This window comes from Polynucleobacter sp. TSB-Sco08W16, assembly GCF_018687455.1.
Taxonomy (GTDB): Bacteria; Pseudomonadota; Gammaproteobacteria; order Burkholderiales; family Burkholderiaceae; genus Polynucleobacter.
Genome location: NZ_CP061291.1, coordinates 1,866,441 through 1,886,000, shown reverse-complemented (window position 1 = coordinate 1,886,000; position 19,560 = coordinate 1,866,441). Strand labels below are relative to the sequence as shown.

Genomic DNA, 19,560 nt, shown 5'->3' with positions numbered 1-19,560 from the left:
ATTTTTGGAGGATCCATTGTAGCTATCCTGGAAAGTTATCCACAAGGTAAAAAATCGTGGAAAACCTGTGGATAACTTGTGAATAAAGAAAAAAAGTCCTTATAAATTAGTGTTTTAGTAAAAATTTACTCAAAAATAGAGAAAAACACCTAGATATTCGTAGGGATGGATTGACCTTTTGCTCCGCAACAAGGAAAATACTTGGTTTTGCAGGGATCTATCATGAAAAGAACGTATCAACCATCAGTAACACGTCGCAAGCGCACACACGGCTTCCGTATTCGTATGAAAACCAAAAGTGGACGCGCTGTATTAAATGCACGTCGCGCCAAAGGCCGCAAACGCTTGGCTGTTTAATTTAGCTGTTGAATAGCGCAAGGATTTCTGAGTTACTAAAAACGCGCCCCAACACAAACTTGTCTTGGGGTATGTATCTCGTCGGTGCCCCACAGGGTGCAAAGCCGGACTTGGGTATCGCTGTTGCTAAGAAACTGGTTAAGCGTGCAGTAGATCGAAATCGCCTAAAGCGAATGATCCGAGAGTTGGTTTGGTCTGCGCAATCAACAACATTAAACAAAGATGTTGTTGTCAAGCTTAAGAAGCCTATCGGTCGTCAAACTCGCGGCAGACTTAGGAAGAAAGAAAAAGAACTCTTGCGCTCTCAAGTGGTGGAGCTTTTATAAGGTGCGCACTTTAAATCGCGCAGCGGTGAAGTTGGTCCGTGTGTATCAACTTTTACTCAGTCCTTATGTGGGCATGCAATGTAAATATGTGCCCACCTGTTCGCAATATGCTTGTGACTGCTTTAATCACTATGGATTTTTCAAGAGTCTTGGTCTGACAGCTTGGCGGATTGCACGCTGTAACCCCTTGTCACACGGCGGTTATGATCCTGCGGTAAAACAAACATCTCATTAATTTAAGTGAATACAAATGGACTTTAAAAAAACAATTCTTTGGGCTGTGTTTTCACTGTCAGGCCTAATGCTTTACAACAATTGGCAAGTTCATGAGGGCAAGCCTTCAATGTTTGGGGGCGCCTCCAATGTAGCCGCTACAGCAACAGATAAAGCTGGCACACCAAAATTAGATATGCCGGCTGCCATCTCTGGCGTGTCGGCCACGCCTCAGGCACCCAATGCCAAAACAATAGCCACAGAGAGCGCAGAAAAATTTACTCTCGAAAATGACCTCCTCTCTCTAGAGGTGAGTGCTGCAGGAGCAAATGTGGTTGATGCGAAGTTGTTGAAAGAGCTCACTGCCGATCAAAAACCCGTAGAGATTTTTAGACACACATCTACACATACTTATGTAGCACGCTCTGGTTTGGTTGCGGTTGGCAGTGCTGAGCTACCAAATCACACCAGCACATTCAAGTTAGAACGTTCTGGCAAAGACGGATCTGGCCGACCATTTTTAGTGCTCTCTAGTGAGCGCAATGGCGTGAAGTTAGAAAAAACATTTCTTTTAAATCCAGGCAGCTACGACGTTTACGTTGGACACCGAGTTACACAGGTTGCGGCTAATGGCGCGCCCTTAATTCTCTATACAGAAATTGTGCGAGATGGCTCTGAGGAGCCAAAAATCGGACCATTTGGTGGCGCATTTTCTGCCAGCACCTTTACTGGACCAGCGATTTATACCGATGGCGACAAGTTTAAAAAAGTCCCCTTTTCTGATATTGAGAAAAACAAATTTACTCCGCCAGCACAAATTGCCGCTGGTCAGCCTGGCTGGGTTGCTATGGTTCAGCACTACTTTGCGAGCGCATGGATTCCAGACACCAAGTTAGCCCGAGATATTTACTCAGGAAAATTGGATAACGGCCTATTTCGTGTTGGTATGCAAACCCAGTTGGGTGTAATAGCAACCGGGAGCACGGTTACCGCCAATGCGCAGCTTTTTGTCGGCCCACAAGAAGAGCGAATGCTGGAAACGATTGCACCAGGACTTGAACTTTTAAAGGACTACGGCTACCTGACGATCTTGGCTAAGCCAATTTTTTGGTTGTTAGAGCATATTCACAATATTGTTGGTAACTGGGGTTGGTCAATCATCCTGTTAACTATTTTGATCAAATTAGTATTCTTCCCGCTTTCAGCCGCAAGCTATAAATCCATGGCACGCATGAAAGAAGTGCAGCCACGTTTGATGGCCATGAAGGAGCAATTTAAGGGTGATCCACAAAAGCTTAACCAAGCAATGATGGAGATGTACCGCAAGGAAAAAATTAATCCCTTGGGCGGCTGTTTACCAGTTGTGATTCAGATCCCCGTGTTTATTTCTTTGTACTGGGTGCTCTTGTCATCAGTAGAGATGCGTGGCGCACCTTGGATTCTATGGGTTCATGATTTATCAATCCCAGACCCTTATTACATTTTGCCGATCATCATGGCGGTGTCGATGTTTGTGCAAACCAAACTTAATCCAACGCCACCTGATCCGGTGCAGGCTAAGGTAATGATGTACATGCCGATTGTGTTTTCGATCATGTTCTTCTTCTTCCCGGCCGGCTTGGTTTTGTATTGGGTAACTAACAACCTTCTATCGATTGCACAGCAGTGGCAAATCAATCGTTTGTTTGGAAAAAAGCCTGCTAAATAAGTAATGGCCTAAAGATTTAATGGAAAACGCACAGCAATGATGACGAGAAAGTTACCCATCATTGCTGTAGCAACCGCTCCCGGCAAGGCTGGGGTTGGTGTTGTTCGCATCAGCGGACAAAATTTATCTTCAATGACCCAGGCTCTTTTTCAAAAAGAGCTTCTTCCGCGGCAAGCAACTTTGCTAAGTTTGCGGGATGCTGGCGGGCAATTAATTGATCAGCTTGTTGCAATTTATTTTGCTGCTCCAGCATCTTTTACTGGGGAAGATGTTTTAGAGCTGCAGTGTCATGGCGGCCCGCAGTTACTTGAGTTAGTTATCAAGCGCTGTCTTGAGCTAGGCAAAGATGATGGTTTGGTAATTGCCGAGCCAGGTGAATTTACTTTACGCGCTTATCTAAACAACAAGGTAGATCTGGCCCAAGCTGAAGCTATTGCAGATTTGATTGATGCTCAAAGTGAGGCTGCTGTTCGAGGCGCGGCAAGATCTTTACAGGGCGTGTTTTCAGACGATATCAACGCCCTGGTTGAAGAAATTACGCAACTGAGAATTTTGGTGGAATCAACACTGGACTTTCCAGAAGAAGAAATTGAATTTCTAGAAAATGCGCAAGCACGCGAACGCCTGGGGGCTGTTAAAACTAAACTGCAAGCCTTAAGAGATGGTGCCAAGCAGGGGAAGATTTTGCGCGATGGCATTCAACTTGTTTTAGTTGGCGCCCCCAATGTTGGAAAGAGCTCTTTATTAAATAGGTTGGCCGGCGAAGAGGTTGCGATTGTTACCCCAATAGCGGGAACCACCCGAGATCGAGTGAAGGAAAGCATTCAGATTGAGGGTGTGCCAATGCACATCATTGATACTGCTGGCCTGAGGCAAACCGCTGACGAGGTCGAGGCAAAAGGAATTGAGCGTACTTGGGACGCAATTCGCTTGGCAGACTTGGTGGTTTTCTTGACGGCCGCCGATGCCCAGAGCGAGACAAGCGAGTTAAAGGTGCAAATTATGGAGGCTCTACCCTCTAAGTGCCCCATATTGGAGGTGCTTAACAAATCAGATCTTTTGTCCAAGGAACTCCTTGTCAATCCTGAGGCAATTCTCATTTCAGCCAAAAAAGGCGATGGAATCGATCTTTTAAAGCACAAAATCCTTGAAACGGTTGGGTGGAATGGGCCCCAGGAGGGCGCAATCGTAGCCCGCAGGCGGCATCTTGACTGTATTGAGCGTGCTGCTGAACATATTGAAAAATCTGAACAATTCGCTGCAAATGGCAACAATTCGCTTGAATTGTTCGCAGAAGAGCTCTTTTTAGCCCAAAATCACCTTGGGCAGATTACCGGAAAGCTGCTTCCAGATGATCTTTTGGGAAAAATCTTTAGCCAATTCTGTATTGGGAAGTAAGCCTTTAATAAGAGCTGAACCCCGATCTAGGTCAATACGTCAAATATGACCAAAATGTTAAAATCACTGGATTAAAAAATTCAATTTTCATAGGGAAACATATGACTTCAACCACCAGCGGCCAAATCAATGTGAATGCGCCAGCGTACGTAAAAAACCAGGGCCTGATTAAGTGGGTTGCAGAAGTTGCTGCACTTACGAAGCCAGATGCCATTCGTTGGTGTGATGGCTCTCAAGCTGAGTACGATGAGTTGTGTGAGTTGTTGGTTAGCGCTGGTGTATTTAAGCGCCTGAATCCAGCCAAGCGCAAAAATTCATTTTTAGCCCTTTCTGATCCAGAAGATGTGGCGCGCGTTGAAGATCGCACATTTATTTGTTCAGCAAAAAAAGAAGATGCTGGTCCAACCAATAATTGGATAGAGCCAAGCGAAATGCGCGCAACTTTGAATCCTTTGTTCGATGGTTGCATGCGCGGTAGAACCATGTATGTAGTGCCATTCTCAATGGGCCCAATTGGCTCACCAATCGCACACATTGGTGTTGAGTTATCGGACAGCCCTTATGTTGCTATCAATATGCGCTTGATGACCCGTATGGGCAAAGCGGTGATTGATCAGCTAGGCACTGATGGCGAATTCGTTCCTTGTATTCATACTGTAGGTAAGCCATTGGCTGCCGGTGAAAAAGACGTGGCATGGCCTAACAATAAGACCAAGTATATTGTTCATTACCCAGAGACTCGTGAGATTTGGTCATTTGGATCTGGCTATGGCGGTAATGCGTTGTTGGGCAAAAAATGTTTTGCATTACGTATCGCATCGAATATGGGTCGCGATCAAGGTTGGCTCGCAGAGCACATGTTGATTCTTGGTGTGACATCGCCAGAAGGCAAGAAGTATCACATTGCCGCAGCATTCCCATCTGCTTGTGGAAAAACGAACTTCTCCATGATGATTCCTCCAAAAGGATTTGATGGTTGGAAAGTAACCACCATTGGTGATGACATTGCCTGGATCAAGCCGCGCAAAGACCCTGTGACTGGTAAGACACGCCTATTCGCAATTAATCCAGAGTCTGGCTACTTCGGCGTTGCTCCTGGTACAAACCGTCAAACTAATCAAAACTGTATTGATTCATTAAATCAAGATGTGATCTTTACCAACGTTGGTTTGACTGATGATGGTGATGTTTGGTGGGAAGGTTTAACAGAAACACCACCTGCACATTTAATCGATTGGCAAGGTAAAGACTGGACTCCAGCCGATGGTGCTGCAGGTCGTAAAGCCGCGCATCCTAACTCACGCTTCACGGTTGCCGCAACGAATAACCCTGCAGTTGATCCAAAATGGGATGATCCAGAGGGCGTTCCAATTGACGCATTCTTATTCGGTGGACGTCGCTCGAACACTGTTCCTTTGGTAAGCGAAGCTCGTGATTGGGTTGAGGGCGTATACATGGCTGCTACCCTGGGCTCAGAAACTACTGCTGCGATTACTGGTCAAATCGGCGTTGTTCGTCGTGATCCGTTTGCAATGATTGCGTTTGCCGGCTACAACATGAGCGACTACTTCCAGCATTGGCTCAATATTGGTAAGAAGCTTGAGGCTGAAGGCGCCGTGTTGCCGAAAATCTATTGTGTGAACTGGTTCCGCAAAGATGAGAATGGCAAGTTTGTTTGGCCAGGCTTCGGTGAGAACATGCGCGTTCTCTCATGGATTTTGAATCGTGCCGAAGGAACAGCAAGTGGCAAAGAAACTCCATTTGGCATTTGCCCAGAGCACACTGACATGCACTGGGGCGGGCTTGATTACTCTGCTGAAAAGTTTGCCAAAGCCATCCATGTAGCTGTTGATGACTGGAAAAACGAGTTGAAGCTGCATACAGAATTGTTTGATCACCTTGGCGATCGTTTGCCTAAAGAGTTGAAAGAGACTCGAGCCAAGATCGAACAACGCTTGAATGCATAAGCTGTAAATTCATTAGCAGTAATTTAAGCTCTACCAAGACTTTATTAATGACCAAACCCCAACACCATGAAATCGTGGTGATTGGGGCGGGCATTTGCGGCGCAACCATTACAAATGAGTTGCTCGAGCGCAGCAAGTCAGTCTGCGTTATCGATGCCGCAAGCTCTCCCGCGACTGCTTGCTCAAGTCACGCTTATGCCATCGCACATCCACATATTGGCAAAGGCTCTCCTCGCTTATTGCGTTTAACGCGCTTAGCGTTTTTATTGGCCGAGGCCAGATGGAACAAGGCCTGGCGGGCGCATGGTATTTTTCAGCCCACCAAAAAAGACAGAGAATTTAACCGGGAAGAAATCGCCGCATATCTACACTCTTTAGGCTTAAAAGAAGATATTGCTATTCCGCTTGATGCAAAAGAGGCAGAGAAAATCTGCGGCATTTCCCAAAGTGGCGTTTGGATTTCACGCGGGGCTTGCTTAAACTTACAAGAGGCAAGCAAGCGGTTGCTAAAAGAGCACGAAAAGTTAACTTGTCTTTGGAACGCGCGCGTTGCAAAACTAGAAGAGCGTAATGAGAAGTGGTATTTAATAGATGAAGCAGGACGAGAAATCGTTTCTGCTGACAAGGTGGTGATTGCCGCTGCAATGGATAGCAAGAATTTAATCAATAGCCTTGGCATTCGACTGCCGCTTAGGCCAGTGCGTGGACAGCTGAGCATTTTTTCTATCAAGTCAGATGATGCTTGGGCAAGCAAATTGCCTAGGGTCGGAATTTCTGGGGATGGTTATTGCCTGCCAGCGGAACAGCTTTCTGATGGAAGTTATCAGTGGATTGTTGGATCAAGTTTTGATGAGGGCGAGGGGGATCTTGCGCCCAGAGCCAGTAGTGATGACTTTAATCGCCAGCAAGCCAAAGGTTTGCTGGCTTACGAAAACGGCGATATTGCTAGCCTCATAAAAAGTAGTGAATTTGTTGGCGTGCGCTGTGTTGCTGGAGACCGCTTGCCCATCATTGGCGCGCTTACTCAGCGGCCAGGCATATTTTTGGCTACTGCTTTGGGCTCCAGGGGAATTTTATGGTCAGCCCTAGCAGCCAAGCTAGTGACAGCTCAGCTACTTGAGGATGACTTTGCTTTACTTGCCCGCTTAGGTTTTGCAGCAGACTTGGTGGCAGCACTTGCGCCTGCGCGTTTCTTGGCCGGAGCTTTAGCTGCGCCAGCAGCTTTGGCCTCAAATTCAAAACCAATTTTGCCATCTGTACCAAGTGCCAAGTAGGCCTTAAAGCCGCGCCCAGTACGGTTCGACTTAAAGTTAGTCATCAAGTCGGTCTTGCCTTCTTTTAGCAATTTCTGAATTTGCTCAGCAGAAACTTCTTGCTGTAGAACAACCTTACCTGTTTTGAAATCACAAGATTTACTTGGCCCGGTATTGTTTTCACAAACATAGCGCATGCCATCTTCGTAGACTGCACCAGAGCATTTTGGACAAACGCCTAGTGCCTGGCGACCTGTGAAATCAATCGCTTCAGTTTCATCATCTTGCGTATTTCCAAAATCAAACTCGAGTTTGAATCCCGCATTTGGATAATCAGAATCATCTTCTGGAATTTCAGAAAGCTTAATAATTGCGGCAAATGGGCGACCCATTTTGCTGCGGAAGCCTTGTAGGGGGCCAATGGTTTTTTCACGCAACAATTCTTCTACTTCGGGATACTCAAACGCGCGCCCACCGGGCGTTTTGCTAATCGTAAAACCACACTTTTCACAGGCAAAGCGTCTATAGTTTTCCTTGACCGGACCCTTACAGTGCGGGCATGGCGTGGTCATTGTGGCGTAATCACCTGGGATCGTATCGCTGTCATATTCTTTTGCACGCTTCACGATACGCTGAGTCATTTGCGCGATTTCTTGCATGAAGGTGTCGCGATTCATCTTGCCTTGTTCGATGAGCGATAACTTATTTTCCCAACTGCCCGTTAAATCGGGACGAGTTAATTCTTCAACATCCAAGCCTCGTAGCAAAGTCATTAACTGAAATGCCTTTGCCGTTGGGATAAGCTCACGCGCTTCACGCACCATGTACTTTTCAGCTAGTAGACCTTCAATGATGGCTGCTCGGGTTGCTGGCGTACCAAGACCCTTCTCTGCCATTGCCTCGCGCATTTCATCGTCATCAACCCACTTGCCCGCACTTTCCATTGCGGATAGCAAGGTTGCCTCGGTGTAGCGCGCTGGCGGCTTAGTTTTCAATGGGATGGCGTTAACTGATTCGGTTTGGACGGTTTCACCTTCTTGCACCGGCACCAACTCATCATCCGCTTGATTGGACTTGCCATAAACAGTGAGCCAGCCCGGGTTTACTAAGACACGCCCTTCGGTCTTGAAATGATGGCCTGAGGCCTCTGTAATGCGAGTGGTGACCCGAAACTCAGCGGCTGGATAAAAGACTGCCAAGAAACGACGCACTACCAAGTCATATAGCTTTGCCTCTGGCTCACTTAAACTTTTTGGTGTTTCTAAGGTTGGGATGATCGCAAAGTGATCGGAAATCTTGGAGTTATCAAAAATGCGTTTGTTGGGTTTGATCCAACCATAACCTGCCTTTGCTTTGGGATCCTTTGGATCGCCCTGCAAAATTTGTTTAGCAAATGCACGATATTCTTGCGAATGATCCGCAATGTTCTCCATGGTTTGCTTAACGGTATCCAAGTAGTCTTCTGGCAATGCTTTTGCATCAGTACGAGGATAGGTCAACACTTTATGACGCTCATACAGCGCTTGGGCAAGGCCCAGCGTATTTTTAGCAGAGAACCCAAAGCGAGCATTCGCTTCGCGCTGCAAGCTTGTTAAGTCAAATAGTTGTGGCGCAAGTTGAGTTGCAGGCTTCGCTTCTTCAGTAACAGTAGCCTTCTTACCGCGGCAAGCTGCCACGATACTTTGTGCAGCTGCCTCACTCCATAGACGGTTCTCACGAGCGTCGGGCCCAGTAACATCTTTTTTGAATTTGGGATCAAACCAGCGACCTTCGTAAATGCCGGCTGCAGCAATAAACTCCGCTTTAACTTCCCAAAAGTCTTTCGAAATAAATTTACGAATCAGTTCTTCGCGTTCAACAACAATCGAAAGCGTTGGCGTTTGAACGCGGCCAACAGTGGTTAAGAAGAAGCCACCACTCTTGCTATTAAATGCAGTCATGGCACGCGTGCCATTAATACCGACCAGCCAATCAGCCTCTGAGCGACAGCGCGCAGCATCTGCAAGTGGTTGCATTTCGTCATCAGTGCGCAGGCTTGCAAAGCCATCACGGATTGCTGCAGGCGTCATTGATTGCAACCAAAGTCTTTTGACGGTTTGCGATGCTTTTGCATGTTGCGCAATCAATCTAAAAATGAGTTCGCCTTCACGTCCCGCATCGCAAGCATTAATGAGTGAGGTGACATCTTTACGTTTGATGAGTTTTTGCAACACTTTCAAACGCGATTCGGTCTTGGCGATCGGGCGCAAATCAAAATAGGGTGGCACAACAGGCAGGTTGGCAAAAGACCATTTGCCACGCTTGACGTCATACTCCTCTGGGGCTGCAATTTCTAAGAGGTGTCCAACAGCAGAAGAAATGACAAAGTCATCATTCTCAAAATAGTCTTCATGCTTAGTAAAGCCACCCAGAGCTTTAGCGATATCGTTAGCTACCGAGGGCTTTTCAGCAATGATCAGAGCCTTAGGGTGATCGACAGATGAGATCTTGGTGCTGCTTTTGGTAGATGCTTTAGCCACGCGTTTGCCTAAATTTGAGCCTGAATTAATGTTTTTAATAGGGAAAAAGGATGATCAATTTAAACCAAATCAGGATTTGGCCGATTGCTATCCCCTTTTTTATTATTAACCGATAAATCTGGAAAAGTCCAAAAAAGCCCTTTTTAGAGGATTTTTGACCCCCCGAGTGAAGACAATTTTTAGATAAAACCCACTTTAAATGCTCTTAAATGAGGTTTTTAGGGAAAAATGAGCTCATCCAGCACGTCTTTGGGGGTTTGAACTAATTTTGCGCCCTGCTGGATGAGTTGATTGCACCCTACAAAAAGAGGGTCATGGATGGGTCCTGGCAATGCAAATACTTCCCTTCCTAGGTCTGCCGCAATACGAGCGGTAATAAGGGAGCCGGATCTCTCGGTTGCCTCAACCACCACCACACCTAGTGCTAAAGCGGCAATAATGCGATTTCGTTTTGGAAAGTGGAAAGCTTTGGGGCCAACGCCAGGCGCAAACTCTGAGATAAGCAACCCTTGCTGCCCAATTGCTTTTGCAAGGCCAAGATGCTCCCTTGGATACACCATATCTAGGCCGGTGCCGCAAACAGCTGCCGTGAAGTGAGGCTGGCAAAGATTAAGGACTGCTCGGTGAGCCGCTCCATCGATGCCCCTAGCAAGCCCTGAAATGATAAGTAGTCCCGCCTTCGAGAGCTTATGGGCAAATAGAGCGGCATTTTTGAGCCCTGTAGCGCTAGCATTGCGGGAGCCCACGATTGCCACCATTGGCAGCCGTAACAATTTTGTATTTCCACTTATATATAGGGCGTTGGGGGCATCGTAGAGGTCGTGGAGTCTGAGAGGGTAGTTCTTGTCACCCCTGGCGATTTTGCTGATGATGTTTGGTGGCATAGGCATAGATATCAAACATTCTGATGGGCGGGGAATTTTGCGCAATCAGGACAGACAGATTGCTCTGTTGGATAATTCCTATATGGCTTTGTTAACCGTCCTTTGTTATCCCGATCCGCGCTTGCATCAAGTTGCCAAACCAGTGGCACAGGTAGACGCTCGTATTAAACAGATAGTGGCCGACATGGCAGAGACGATGTATGAGGCGCCAGGGGTTGGGTTAGCTGCAACCCAGGTGAACATTCATGAACGCATTGTCGTGATTGATGTATCTGATGAGCAAAATGAGCTGATGGTTTTTATTAACCCAGAAATTATTTGGGCAAGCCCCGAGAAAAAATCTTGGCGTGAAGGCTGTCTTTCTGTTCCTGAGTTTTATGACGAAGTTGAGAGGCCTGCAGAAATTCGCGTTAAGGCTCTTGATCTAAATGGTAAAGAGTTTGAGCTTGACGCCGATGGATTGTTAGCAGTTTGCTTGCAACATGAGTTGGACCATTTGCAGGGAAAAGTATTTGTTGAGTATCTATCATTTCTTAAGCAAACTCGCATCTCCCAAAAAATGAAGAAGCGTGCCAAAGAATTAGTAGGTCAGCGCTAAGCGCCCTGAATGAAAATAGTTTTTGCTGGTACCCCCGAATTTGCAGCACAGGCCATGCGCGCAATTGATGCAGCCGGCCATGAAATCGTGCTGGTGCTTACCCAGCCTGATCGCCGCGCCGGTAGAGGCATGCATTTACAAGCCAGTCCCGTTAAAGAATTTGCCCTCAAGAAAAGCATACCCGTACTTCAGCCAGAGACACTAAAGCGAAACAGTGTCGATGCTCAAAAAAAGTTACAAGCTCAAGATGCATATCAGCAATTATCAGAAATTGATTTTGACGCGATGGTAGTAGTTGCTTACGGCTTGATATTGCCCCAAGAAATTTTAGATATTAGTGAACGCCCAGGAAGACATGGAAGCTTTAATATTCACGCCTCTCTTTTGCCGCGTTGGCGTGGTGCTGCGCCTATTCAACGGGCCATAGAGGCCGGCGATCATAAGACGGGCGCATGCATCATGCAGATGGACGCTGGTCTTGATACGGGCGATACAGTATTGACAGAAGAGCTCGAAATTTCTGCTGATGAAACCAGCGCTACGCTGCATGATCGCTTGGCCAACTTGGGCGCCAAGTTAATTGTTAATGTGCTTGATCAATTACAAAACGGTCATGATTTAACGCATATGTCCCAGTCAAATCTTGGTATTTCGTATGCGGAAAAAATATTAAAAGCTGAGGCTGAGATCGATTGGCATCTAGATGCACAGCAAATCGATGCTCGGATACGGGCATTCAACCCCTTTCCTGGCGCCACCAGCAGCTTAGGCGACCTTTCTATCAAGCTGTGGAGTTCACGTGTTGCCAAGACAGCCCCCGATAGTCAGTCAGCAATGCCTGGCCAGGTGTTGGGCTTGGGTGATCAAGGCGTGTATGTGAAGTGTGGATCTGGAGCCATTGAAGTGTTAGAGATGCAAAAGCCCGGCGGAAAAAAAATGAGTGCAAAGATGTATTTGCAAACATTGAGCGCCGACGATAAATTGTTGTGCTTTCAAACAAAGGCATCGCTTTGACCCCGAGTAAATTCCATTGGTAGATCAAAAAACGCCGCATAGCTTACCCCTTTCTGAAGCAATCACTATTGCTGCTCAGGCCATTAGTGAGGTGATGAGTGGTCGATCCCTAACTGAAGTGTTAGATCAATTAGATGCGCACGAGAGACCAATCGTCCAAAGCTTAAGTTTCGATGCATTGCGTAAATGGATTCGCTCTCATGAGCTGATAAAGCAATTTGTTCCTAAAGCTCCACCACCAGAAGTTGATCATTTGTTGACTGTTGCTATTGCTCTGTTTGTCCGCGATGGTTCTGAGGGGAAGGGTTATGCAGCCCATACGATTGTTGATCAAGCAGTTAGGGCTTGCGAAGAGTATGACAAGACGATGTATGCCAAGGGCCTAGTAAATGCGGTGCTGCGCAAGGTGAGTCTCGCCTTGCAACCCCCCGAGGGCCAGCCTCACTACCCACCTGATCCTATTCCCATGTTCGTCCCGGCTTGGTGGCGAGCAAACTTAAAGCGAAATTATCCAAAAGCATGGCAGTCGATCTTATTTGCTCAAGCAAAGCGTGCACCATTAATTTTGCGCGTGAATCAACGGCAATATTCACGGGAACAATATCAAGCTCTATTAAGCGATGCGAGTATTTCATCTTTGCCCATTGAGTCGGTTGCAGGGATCTCATTGCCAAGCGCATTGTTATTGCCTAATCCGGTTCCAGTTTCTGATTTACCGGGTTTTTATAGTGGCGCTGTATCTGTACAAGATGCTGGCGCTCAATTAGCAGCTACTTTATTGAATCCTCAGCCTGGCGATTTAATCTTAGATGCCTGTGCAGCCCCTGGCGGAAAGACTGCCCATTTGCTCGAGTTAGCGGACTGTCAGATGAGGGCGTTAGAGCTGGATGGCGAGCGCCTTGGAAAAATTGGGGGCAACTTAGATCGTCTACGCCTGCATTCTGAAAAAGTAAAAGTGCTTCGTGGCGATGCCTCAAAAGCTGCTTGGTGGGATGGCGTGTTGTTTGACAAAATTTTGCTAGATGCGCCTTGCTCTGCATCGGGAATTGTTGCTCGTCACCCAGATATCCCATTTTTACGCCGTGAGGCAGACATTAGGTCTTTGCAGCAAAAGCAGCGTGAGATATTGACCCAAGCTTGGAAGATGCTCAAGCCAGAAGGCCTGCTTCTATACGTTACGTGCTCGGTATTTCCGGAAGAGGGGGAGGATCAAGCGGTTTGGTTTGCTCAGCAGCATAGCAATGCGGTACGATTAAGCGCTCCAGGACAGCTTTTGCCTACAGAAGCCAATGACGGTTTTTACTATGCCTTGTTTAAGAAAAATGGGCCATGAGCCAGAGAATTAAGCAATTCATCTTTTTGGGCTTGATGGTGTTGAGTGTATTTTCAACTACTGTCCGCGCCGAAGGTATCAAGATCAAATCCTTTGAATTAGAAAAGGTTGATAGCGATTGGTTATTAAATGCTACTTTTCAAATTGAACTTTCTCCAGGCCTAGAAGATGCCGTTCAAAAAGGTGTGGTCTTATATTTTCAAACTGAATTTGATCTCACGCGCTCACGTTGGTATTGGTTTGATGAAAAATCTAATCTAGTTCAAAGACAAACACGTTTGTCGTATCAGCCCCTTACTCAACAATATCGAATTGCATCTGACGGCTTTACTTTTTCGGCAAAAACAATTTCTGAGGCGCTGCAAGCGGTGGGCAGTGTCGGTGGTTGGCGCGTTATTGACAACAATCAACTGGATGCTAGTAAAGCCTATACCGCAGGTCTGCGCATGACCTTAGATTTAAGCAAGCTCCCCAAACCATTCCAGGTCAATGCATTGAATAATCGAGACTGGAATGTTTCGAGTGACTGGCTGCATTTCCCTTTCTCCCCTAATGGCCCGGCGCTGATTAAGCGATGAGAGAAGCCTTAGCACCGCTCAAGCCAAGCTTTTTTGAATCAAAAGCTTGGCGCAAGAAATTGCTCCCAATCGCCATAGGCTTAATCGGCGCATTTGCATTGATGCTATTAGTTTTATTGTCGATTGCATCATCTAACACTGAGTTTTTTGATCGTTACTTCATTTGGCTTTACGCAGCCAACGTAGTTATTGGAGTTTGCTTAACCCTAGTCATCTTGACCTTAGTGATTGTGATTGCCGTCCGCTGGTATCGAGGTCATTTTGGTACCCGCCTGATTGCAAAGCTGGCAATGATTTTTGCCTTAGTCGGAATTGTGCCGGGCTTAATTTTGTACGGAGTATCTCTTCAATTCGTATCGAGAAGTATCGAGACTTGGTTTGACGTTAAGGTTGAGTCAGCCCTGGATTCCGGATTAGAGTTAGGACGAGTCACCTTACGCGTTGCCCAAGAAGAAATTCTGGGCGAGGGTAATTTCATCGCCGAGCAAATTGTGCAAGTACCAGCAGGCTCTAGTTCTGAGCAGGTCGGCGCTATGGTCATGAAAATTCGGAACCAATTTGGCATTCAAGAGGTTACCCTCTTTAACATGCAGCGTAGTTTTATTTTCAGTAGCGAAGCGCGACCTAAGAAATTCTTACCGGCTCCTAGTGCTGAAGTGATTGCAGAGGCCTTTAAGAAGAAAGGCATTACTTTTTTAGATCAAATTGAGCTCGAGAACGGCCAGCGAGGCTATCGAGTAAGGGCGATTGTACCAATCGTGCGAAAGAAGCCCATCTTAAGCAAAGCAGATCCGAATAAAGATGGGGAAGATAAATACTTCCTGCAGTTAGTGCGCTTTATTCCGGAGCCATTAGCAAAAAATATTTTTGCAGTTGAGACTGCATATAGCGAATATCAAGAGAAAGCCTTGGGGCGTAGTGGGCTTCGCAAAATGTTTGTGGGCACGCTTACCCTCACCCTATTTTTTGCATTATTTGTTGCGGTGATATTGGCTTTGCTATTAGGGCGTCAGCTCGCCCGCCCACTCTTGATGCTGCTGAAGGGCACTCAGGCCGTTGCACAGGGTGACCTATCGCCAAAGCCAGAGCTAGATACTGGCGACGAGCTGGGGATGCTCACACGGCAATTTAATGTGATGACTAGACAGCTTGCCGATACCCGTACCTCGTTGCAGGAATCTAAGGCATTCCTAGAAAAAGTATTGGGCAACCTGACTGCAGGCGTATGCATCTTTGATAAAAATTACAACGTAGTTTCTAGCAATGCTGGCGCTGACCGCATATTTGCGCATGACCTAACCTTATTGGATGGCAAGCCCTTGAGTAGTAACCCAGCACTGATTGAGTTTGAAAGCGCCATCAAAGAGGGCTTTGCAACCATGAAATTAACTGTGGCGAATGAAGGGGCAGGCGACACTGCTCAAGCTGCTCCGCAAGCTGCACCAGTTTGGCAAAAACAAATCCAACTTCACGCTACCAACGAATTTGAAAATGAGCCCGGTATCACCGTGTTCGTGCGTGGCACACAATTAACACCCGAGCTACGGATGGTGGTATTTGATGATATTACGGACGTGGTGAGCGCACAAAGATCGATCGCTTGGAGTGAGGTTGCACGACGCTTAGCCCATGAGATTAAGAATCCACTAACTCCAATTCAGCTATCTGCGGAGCGTTTGCAGCATAAGCTTTCAGGCAAGCTTAGCCCAGAGCAAGAAGAGATAATGAATCGCAGTACTGAAACCATCATTGGCCAAGTACAAGCCATGAAAGAGATGGTGAATGATTTTAGGGACTTCGCCAAAACCCCGACGCCACAACTCAAGCCGGTCTCAATTAATACACTTACATCAGAAATTTTGGGTTTGTACGAAGGCAGTCCATTGCGTACCCAGTTGGATGAGCGTTGCCCAAACATTATGGGAGACTCAACCCAACTAAGACAGGTAATTCATAACTTGCTACAAAATGCCCAAGATGCGACCCTTGAAGGCAAGCATCAGGCTGATCCTGTAGAGGTAAAAACAGAATTAGTGCCCTATGGCGAGCAAGATGGCGTAACGCAAAATGCAGTGCGCTTAACAATAAGTGATAGTGGGGTTGGATTTACAGCTAAGATATTGGCAAGAGCCTTTGAACCTTACGTAACCACTAAGAGTAAAGGAACGGGATTGGGTTTGGCGGTGGTCAAAAAAATTATTGATGATCATGGAGCCAAAATTGAAATCCGAAACCGTATGCAGGGCGAGGAAGTGGTTGGTGCAAAAGTATCAATTTTGTTTATGAATTTAGCAAAAGAGGCAGCCTAAGTATGGCTAGTATTTTGGTCGTTGATGACGAGATGGGAATTCGTGAACTTCTCAATGAGATTCTCACGGATGAAGGCCATACTGTTTACGCAGCAGAGAGTGCGGCGCAGGCTCGTACCATTCGCGAGCAAATGCGTCCGGATTTAGTGTTGTTAGATATCTGGATGCCTGAAACCGACGGAATTACTTTATTAAAGGAATGGTCAAAGACTGGGCAATTAACAATGCCAGTAGTGATGATGTCCGGTCATGCCACGATTGATACTGCCGTTGAGGCAACACGGATTGGTGCGCTCAACTTCTTAGAAAAGCCGATCGCCTTACAAAAATTACTCAAGACCGTGAGTAAGGCGCTGGAGAGCTCTCCAAAATATATCGAACCAGAAGAACAGAGAGCCGTTCAGTCTGGCGCCACCGCAAGCCCGGCTCCTAAAGCTCTGAGCGCTGAACCAGCGCAAGCCCCAGCAGAAGGTGAATACATTAGCGGAATTGCAAAGACCTATTTTGATTTGCCTCTAAGAGAAGCTAGAGATCTTTTTGAAAAAGCCTATTTCGAGCATCAAATGCAAATCATGGGCGGCAGCATGACGAAGATATCTGAGTACACCGGCCTAGAGAGAACACACTTGTACCGCAAACTCAAAGCCTTAGGAATCGATACTTCACGTAATAAAGGTGAGCAGTAAGGCTTCAAAATAGCCGCACGCCCATTGGCGCACTTTAGTCAGCGCAGCTAGCAATAGCGCCCAAATCATTGTTTCACTACTTTCGGAATTATTCGCATGGAAATTAAGGTCAACTTTCTCGATAAGTTTCGTCTCGAGGCAAAGTTTGATGACTTCACTGTAATCGCTGACCAGCCTATTCGGTACAAGGGTGATGGGTCAGCCCCGGGCCCTTTTGATTACTTCTTGGCCTCTTCAGCTTTGTGCGCAGCCTACTTTGTGAAGTTGTACTGTGACACGCGCAATATTCCAACTGAAAATATTCGCCTTTCACAAAATAATATTGTTGATCCAGAGAACCGCTATCAGCAAATATTTAAGATTCAAGTGGAGCTGCCGGAAGATATCTCTGCCAATGATCGTCAAGGGATTTTGCGCTCGATTGAGCGTTGTACAGTTAAAAAGGTTGTACAAGCTGGGCCAGATTTTGTTATTGAAGAAGTCAAAAACTTAGATGAAGATGCACAGACCTTATTAACCCTAAAGCCTGCTACTGATGCCTCTACCTATATTGTGGGCAAGGATTTGCCTCTAGAGCAAACGATTGCCAATATGTCTGGCGTACTTGCGAATCTGGGTATCAAGATTGAAATCGCTTCATGGCGCAACATCATTCCTAACGTCTGGTCGTTGCATATTCGTGATGCACATTCGCCTATGTGTTTTACCAATGGCAAAGGATCCACAAAGGAAAGCGCTCTCGCATCAGCTTTGGGCGAGTACATTGAGCGACTCAGTAATAACCATTTTTATGCTGGCGCATATTGGGGTGAAGATATTGCTAATGCTGCATTTGTGCACTATCCCAATGAGCGCTGGTTTAAGTCTGGCCCCAATGATGAGCTGCCAACAGATATTTTGGATGCGCATTGCCTAAATATTTTTAATCCCGATGGTGAATTACGCAGTTCACATTTGATTGATACGAATTCTGGCAATGTAGAGCGTGGTATTTGTTCGCTACCCTATGTGCGTCACTCAGATGGAGAGACCGTTTATTTTCCGTCAAACCTAATTGAAAATCTTTATGTCAGTAACGGCATGAGTGCAGGCAATACTTTGGCTGAAGCGCAAGTGCAATGTTTATCCGAAATATTTGAGCGTGCAGTAAAACGTGAAATTCTAGAAGGCGAAATTGCTCTACCTGATGTACCGCAAAAAGTGTTGGATAAGTATCCGGGTATCCTCGCTGGTATTCGGGGGCTGGAGGAGCAAGGCTTTCCGGTATTGGTAAAGGATGCATCATTGGGCGGAGTCTATCCCGTGATGTGCGTCACCCTCATGAACCCCCGCACGGGTGGTGTATTTGCATCCTTCGGCGCCCACCCTAGCCTAGAGGTTGCGCTAGAGCGTAGTCTGACAGAATTGCTTCAGGGGCGTAGCTTAGAGGGCCTTAATGACTTACCCCCGCCCACCTTTGCAAGTGAAGCAGTCACTGAGCCCAATAACTTTGTTGAGCACTTTATCGACTCGAGCGGTATTGTGTCGTGGCGTTTCTTCAGCGCAAAGTCAGATTATGAATTTGTAGAGTGGGACTTCTCTAGCGCAGGAGAGAACTCCAACGCCGAAGAAGCGGCAACTTTGTTTGGCATTCTTGAGGGCTTAGGTAAAGAGTCATATGTTGCTGTATATGATGAGCTGGGCGCAACGGCTTGTAGGATTCTAGTGCCAGGATATTCTGAGGTATATCCAGTAGAAGATTTGGTGTGGGACAACACGAATAAGGCTTTGTTATTCCGCGCCGATATTTTGAATCTGCATCGCTTGGATAATAAAAAACTAACTGCACTGCTTGAGCGCCTAGAAAATAACGAGCTAGACGAGTATGGTGATATCGCCACATTGATTGGTGTTGAGTTTGATGAGAACACGGTTTGGGGTCAGCTCACCGTTTTAGAGCTGAAGTTGCTCATACATCTTGCCTTAAAACAATTGGATGAAGCACACGAATTAGTTGGCGCCTTTCTTCAATACAACGACAACACCGTTGATCGAAAACTGTTTTATCAGGCGCTCAACGCAGTACTTGAAATTAAGTTAGATGACGAACTAGAGCTCGATGACTACGCAATCAACTTCCGTCGAATGTTTGGCAATGAGAGAATGGATGCCGTAATCGGCTCGGTTGACGGTAGCGTACGCTTTTATGGATTGGCTCCAACCAGCACGCAGCTAGAGGGCCTTGATCGGCACCACCGCATGATTGATAGCTACAGAAAATTACACGCAGCTCGATCTAGGGCTACAACCAAGGCTAGTTAGGAGCTAAAGTTTGACTTTCAGCACCTTCAAATGCTTCCAAAGAGGTATCGGGAACGTAATCCCGGCTAAATAATTTTCCATCCATTTGGAGCAATAAAGTTGAGCATCTAGTTAAT

The 19,560-nt window shown here is 46.4% G+C and carries 15 protein-coding genes and 1 pseudogene; 14 read left to right on the top strand and 2 right to left on the bottom strand.

What is annotated here, in order from left to right:
• Positions 1–222 precede the first annotated feature (222 nt).
• From rpmH to mnmC, 7 genes and pseudogenes are all read left to right on the top strand, one after another.
• A complete protein-coding gene (gene rpmH, locus FD961_RS09480; protein WP_011903922.1) occupies positions 223–357 on the top strand; it encodes a 50S ribosomal protein L34 in 135 nt (44 codons plus the stop codon).
• A gap of 71 nt (positions 358–428) precedes the next feature.
• Positions 429–683 carry a ribonuclease P protein component gene (gene rnpA / locus FD961_RS09475; protein ID WP_251371275.1) on the top strand — a complete coding sequence of 85 codons (255 nt, stop codon included), beginning with the start codon at positions 429–431 and terminating at the stop codon, positions 681–683.
• A complete protein-coding gene (yidD, locus tag FD961_RS09530) occupies positions 580–918 on the top strand; it encodes a membrane protein insertion efficiency factor YidD (RefSeq protein ID WP_256438052.1) in 339 nt (112 codons plus the stop codon). The genes rnpA and yidD overlap by 104 nt, the downstream gene beginning before the upstream one ends.
• Before the next feature lie 15 nt (positions 919–933).
• Entirely contained in the window at positions 934–2,604 is a 1,671-nt protein-coding gene (yidC, locus tag FD961_RS09465; RefSeq protein WP_215393618.1) for a membrane protein insertase YidC, read from the top strand.
• 39 nt (positions 2,605–2,643) lie between these two features.
• On the top strand, positions 2,644–4,002 hold the full coding sequence (mnmE, locus tag FD961_RS09460; RefSeq protein WP_215394429.1) for a tRNA uridine-5-carboxymethylaminomethyl(34) synthesis GTPase MnmE: 1,359 nt from the start codon (positions 2,644–2,646) through the stop codon (positions 4,000–4,002).
• A 101-nt stretch (positions 4,003–4,103) separates the two neighbouring features.
• Positions 4,104–5,969, top strand: coding sequence for a phosphoenolpyruvate carboxykinase (GTP) (locus tag FD961_RS09455; RefSeq protein ID WP_215393617.1), 1,866 nt, complete (start codon positions 4,104–4,106; stop codon positions 5,967–5,969).
• Between the two features lie 47 nt (positions 5,970–6,016).
• Positions 6,017–7,108, top strand: a pseudogene (gene mnmC / locus FD961_RS09520) (FAD-dependent 5-carboxymethylaminomethyl-2-thiouridine(34) oxidoreductase MnmC); the annotation flags it as partial.
• Here the strand turns inward: mnmC and FD961_RS09450 are convergent.
• Positions 7,078–9,741, bottom strand: a complete 2,664-nt coding sequence (locus FD961_RS09450; protein WP_251371274.1) for a DNA topoisomerase III — start codon at positions 9,739–9,741, stop codon at positions 7,078–7,080. The pseudogene mnmC and the gene FD961_RS09450 sit on opposite strands and share 31 nt — an antisense overlap.
• Before the next feature lie 218 nt (positions 9,742–9,959).
• Positions 9,960–10,625 carry a DNA-processing protein DprA gene (dprA, locus tag FD961_RS09445; protein ID WP_251371365.1) on the bottom strand — a complete coding sequence of 222 codons (666 nt, stop codon included), beginning with the start codon at positions 10,623–10,625 and terminating at the stop codon, positions 9,960–9,962.
• An 82-nt stretch (positions 10,626–10,707) separates the two neighbouring features.
• Here dprA and def point away from each other — a divergent pair, with 82 nt between their 5' ends.
• The 7 genes from def to FD961_RS09410 all read left to right on the top strand — a co-directional run bounded on the left by def (position 10,708) and on the right by FD961_RS09410 (position 19,444).
• Positions 10,708–11,223 (top strand): peptide deformylase, encoded by a 516-nt coding sequence (gene def / locus FD961_RS09440; protein ID WP_215393616.1) that lies wholly within the window; start codon positions 10,708–10,710, stop codon positions 11,221–11,223.
• 9 nt (positions 11,224–11,232) lie between these two features.
• Positions 11,233–12,237, top strand: coding sequence for a methionyl-tRNA formyltransferase (fmt, locus tag FD961_RS09435; RefSeq protein WP_215393615.1), 1,005 nt, complete (start codon positions 11,233–11,235; stop codon positions 12,235–12,237).
• A 16-nt stretch (positions 12,238–12,253) separates the two neighbouring features.
• Complete coding sequence (gene rsmB, locus FD961_RS09430) at positions 12,254–13,570, top strand: 16S rRNA (cytosine(967)-C(5))-methyltransferase RsmB (RefSeq protein WP_251371272.1); 1,317 nt, start codon at positions 12,254–12,256, stop codon at positions 13,568–13,570.
• Complete coding sequence (locus FD961_RS09425) at positions 13,567–14,148, top strand: DUF4390 domain-containing protein (RefSeq protein ID WP_251371271.1); 582 nt, start codon at positions 13,567–13,569, stop codon at positions 14,146–14,148. Before rsmB ends, FD961_RS09425 begins: the two co-directional genes overlap by 4 nt.
• Positions 14,145–16,457, top strand: a complete 2,313-nt coding sequence (locus FD961_RS09420; RefSeq protein WP_215393614.1) for an ATP-binding protein — start codon at positions 14,145–14,147, stop codon at positions 16,455–16,457. The genes FD961_RS09425 and FD961_RS09420 overlap by 4 nt, the downstream gene beginning before the upstream one ends.
• A 2-nt stretch (positions 16,458–16,459) precedes the next feature.
• Positions 16,460–17,143 (top strand): response regulator, encoded by a 684-nt coding sequence (locus FD961_RS09415; RefSeq protein ID WP_215393613.1) that lies wholly within the window; start codon positions 16,460–16,462, stop codon positions 17,141–17,143.
• Between the two features lie 96 nt (positions 17,144–17,239).
• On the top strand, positions 17,240–19,444 hold the full coding sequence (locus tag FD961_RS09410) for an OsmC domain/YcaO domain-containing protein (protein ID WP_215393612.1): 2,205 nt from the start codon (positions 17,240–17,242) through the stop codon (positions 19,442–19,444).
• Positions 19,445–19,560: the final 116 nt, after the last annotated feature.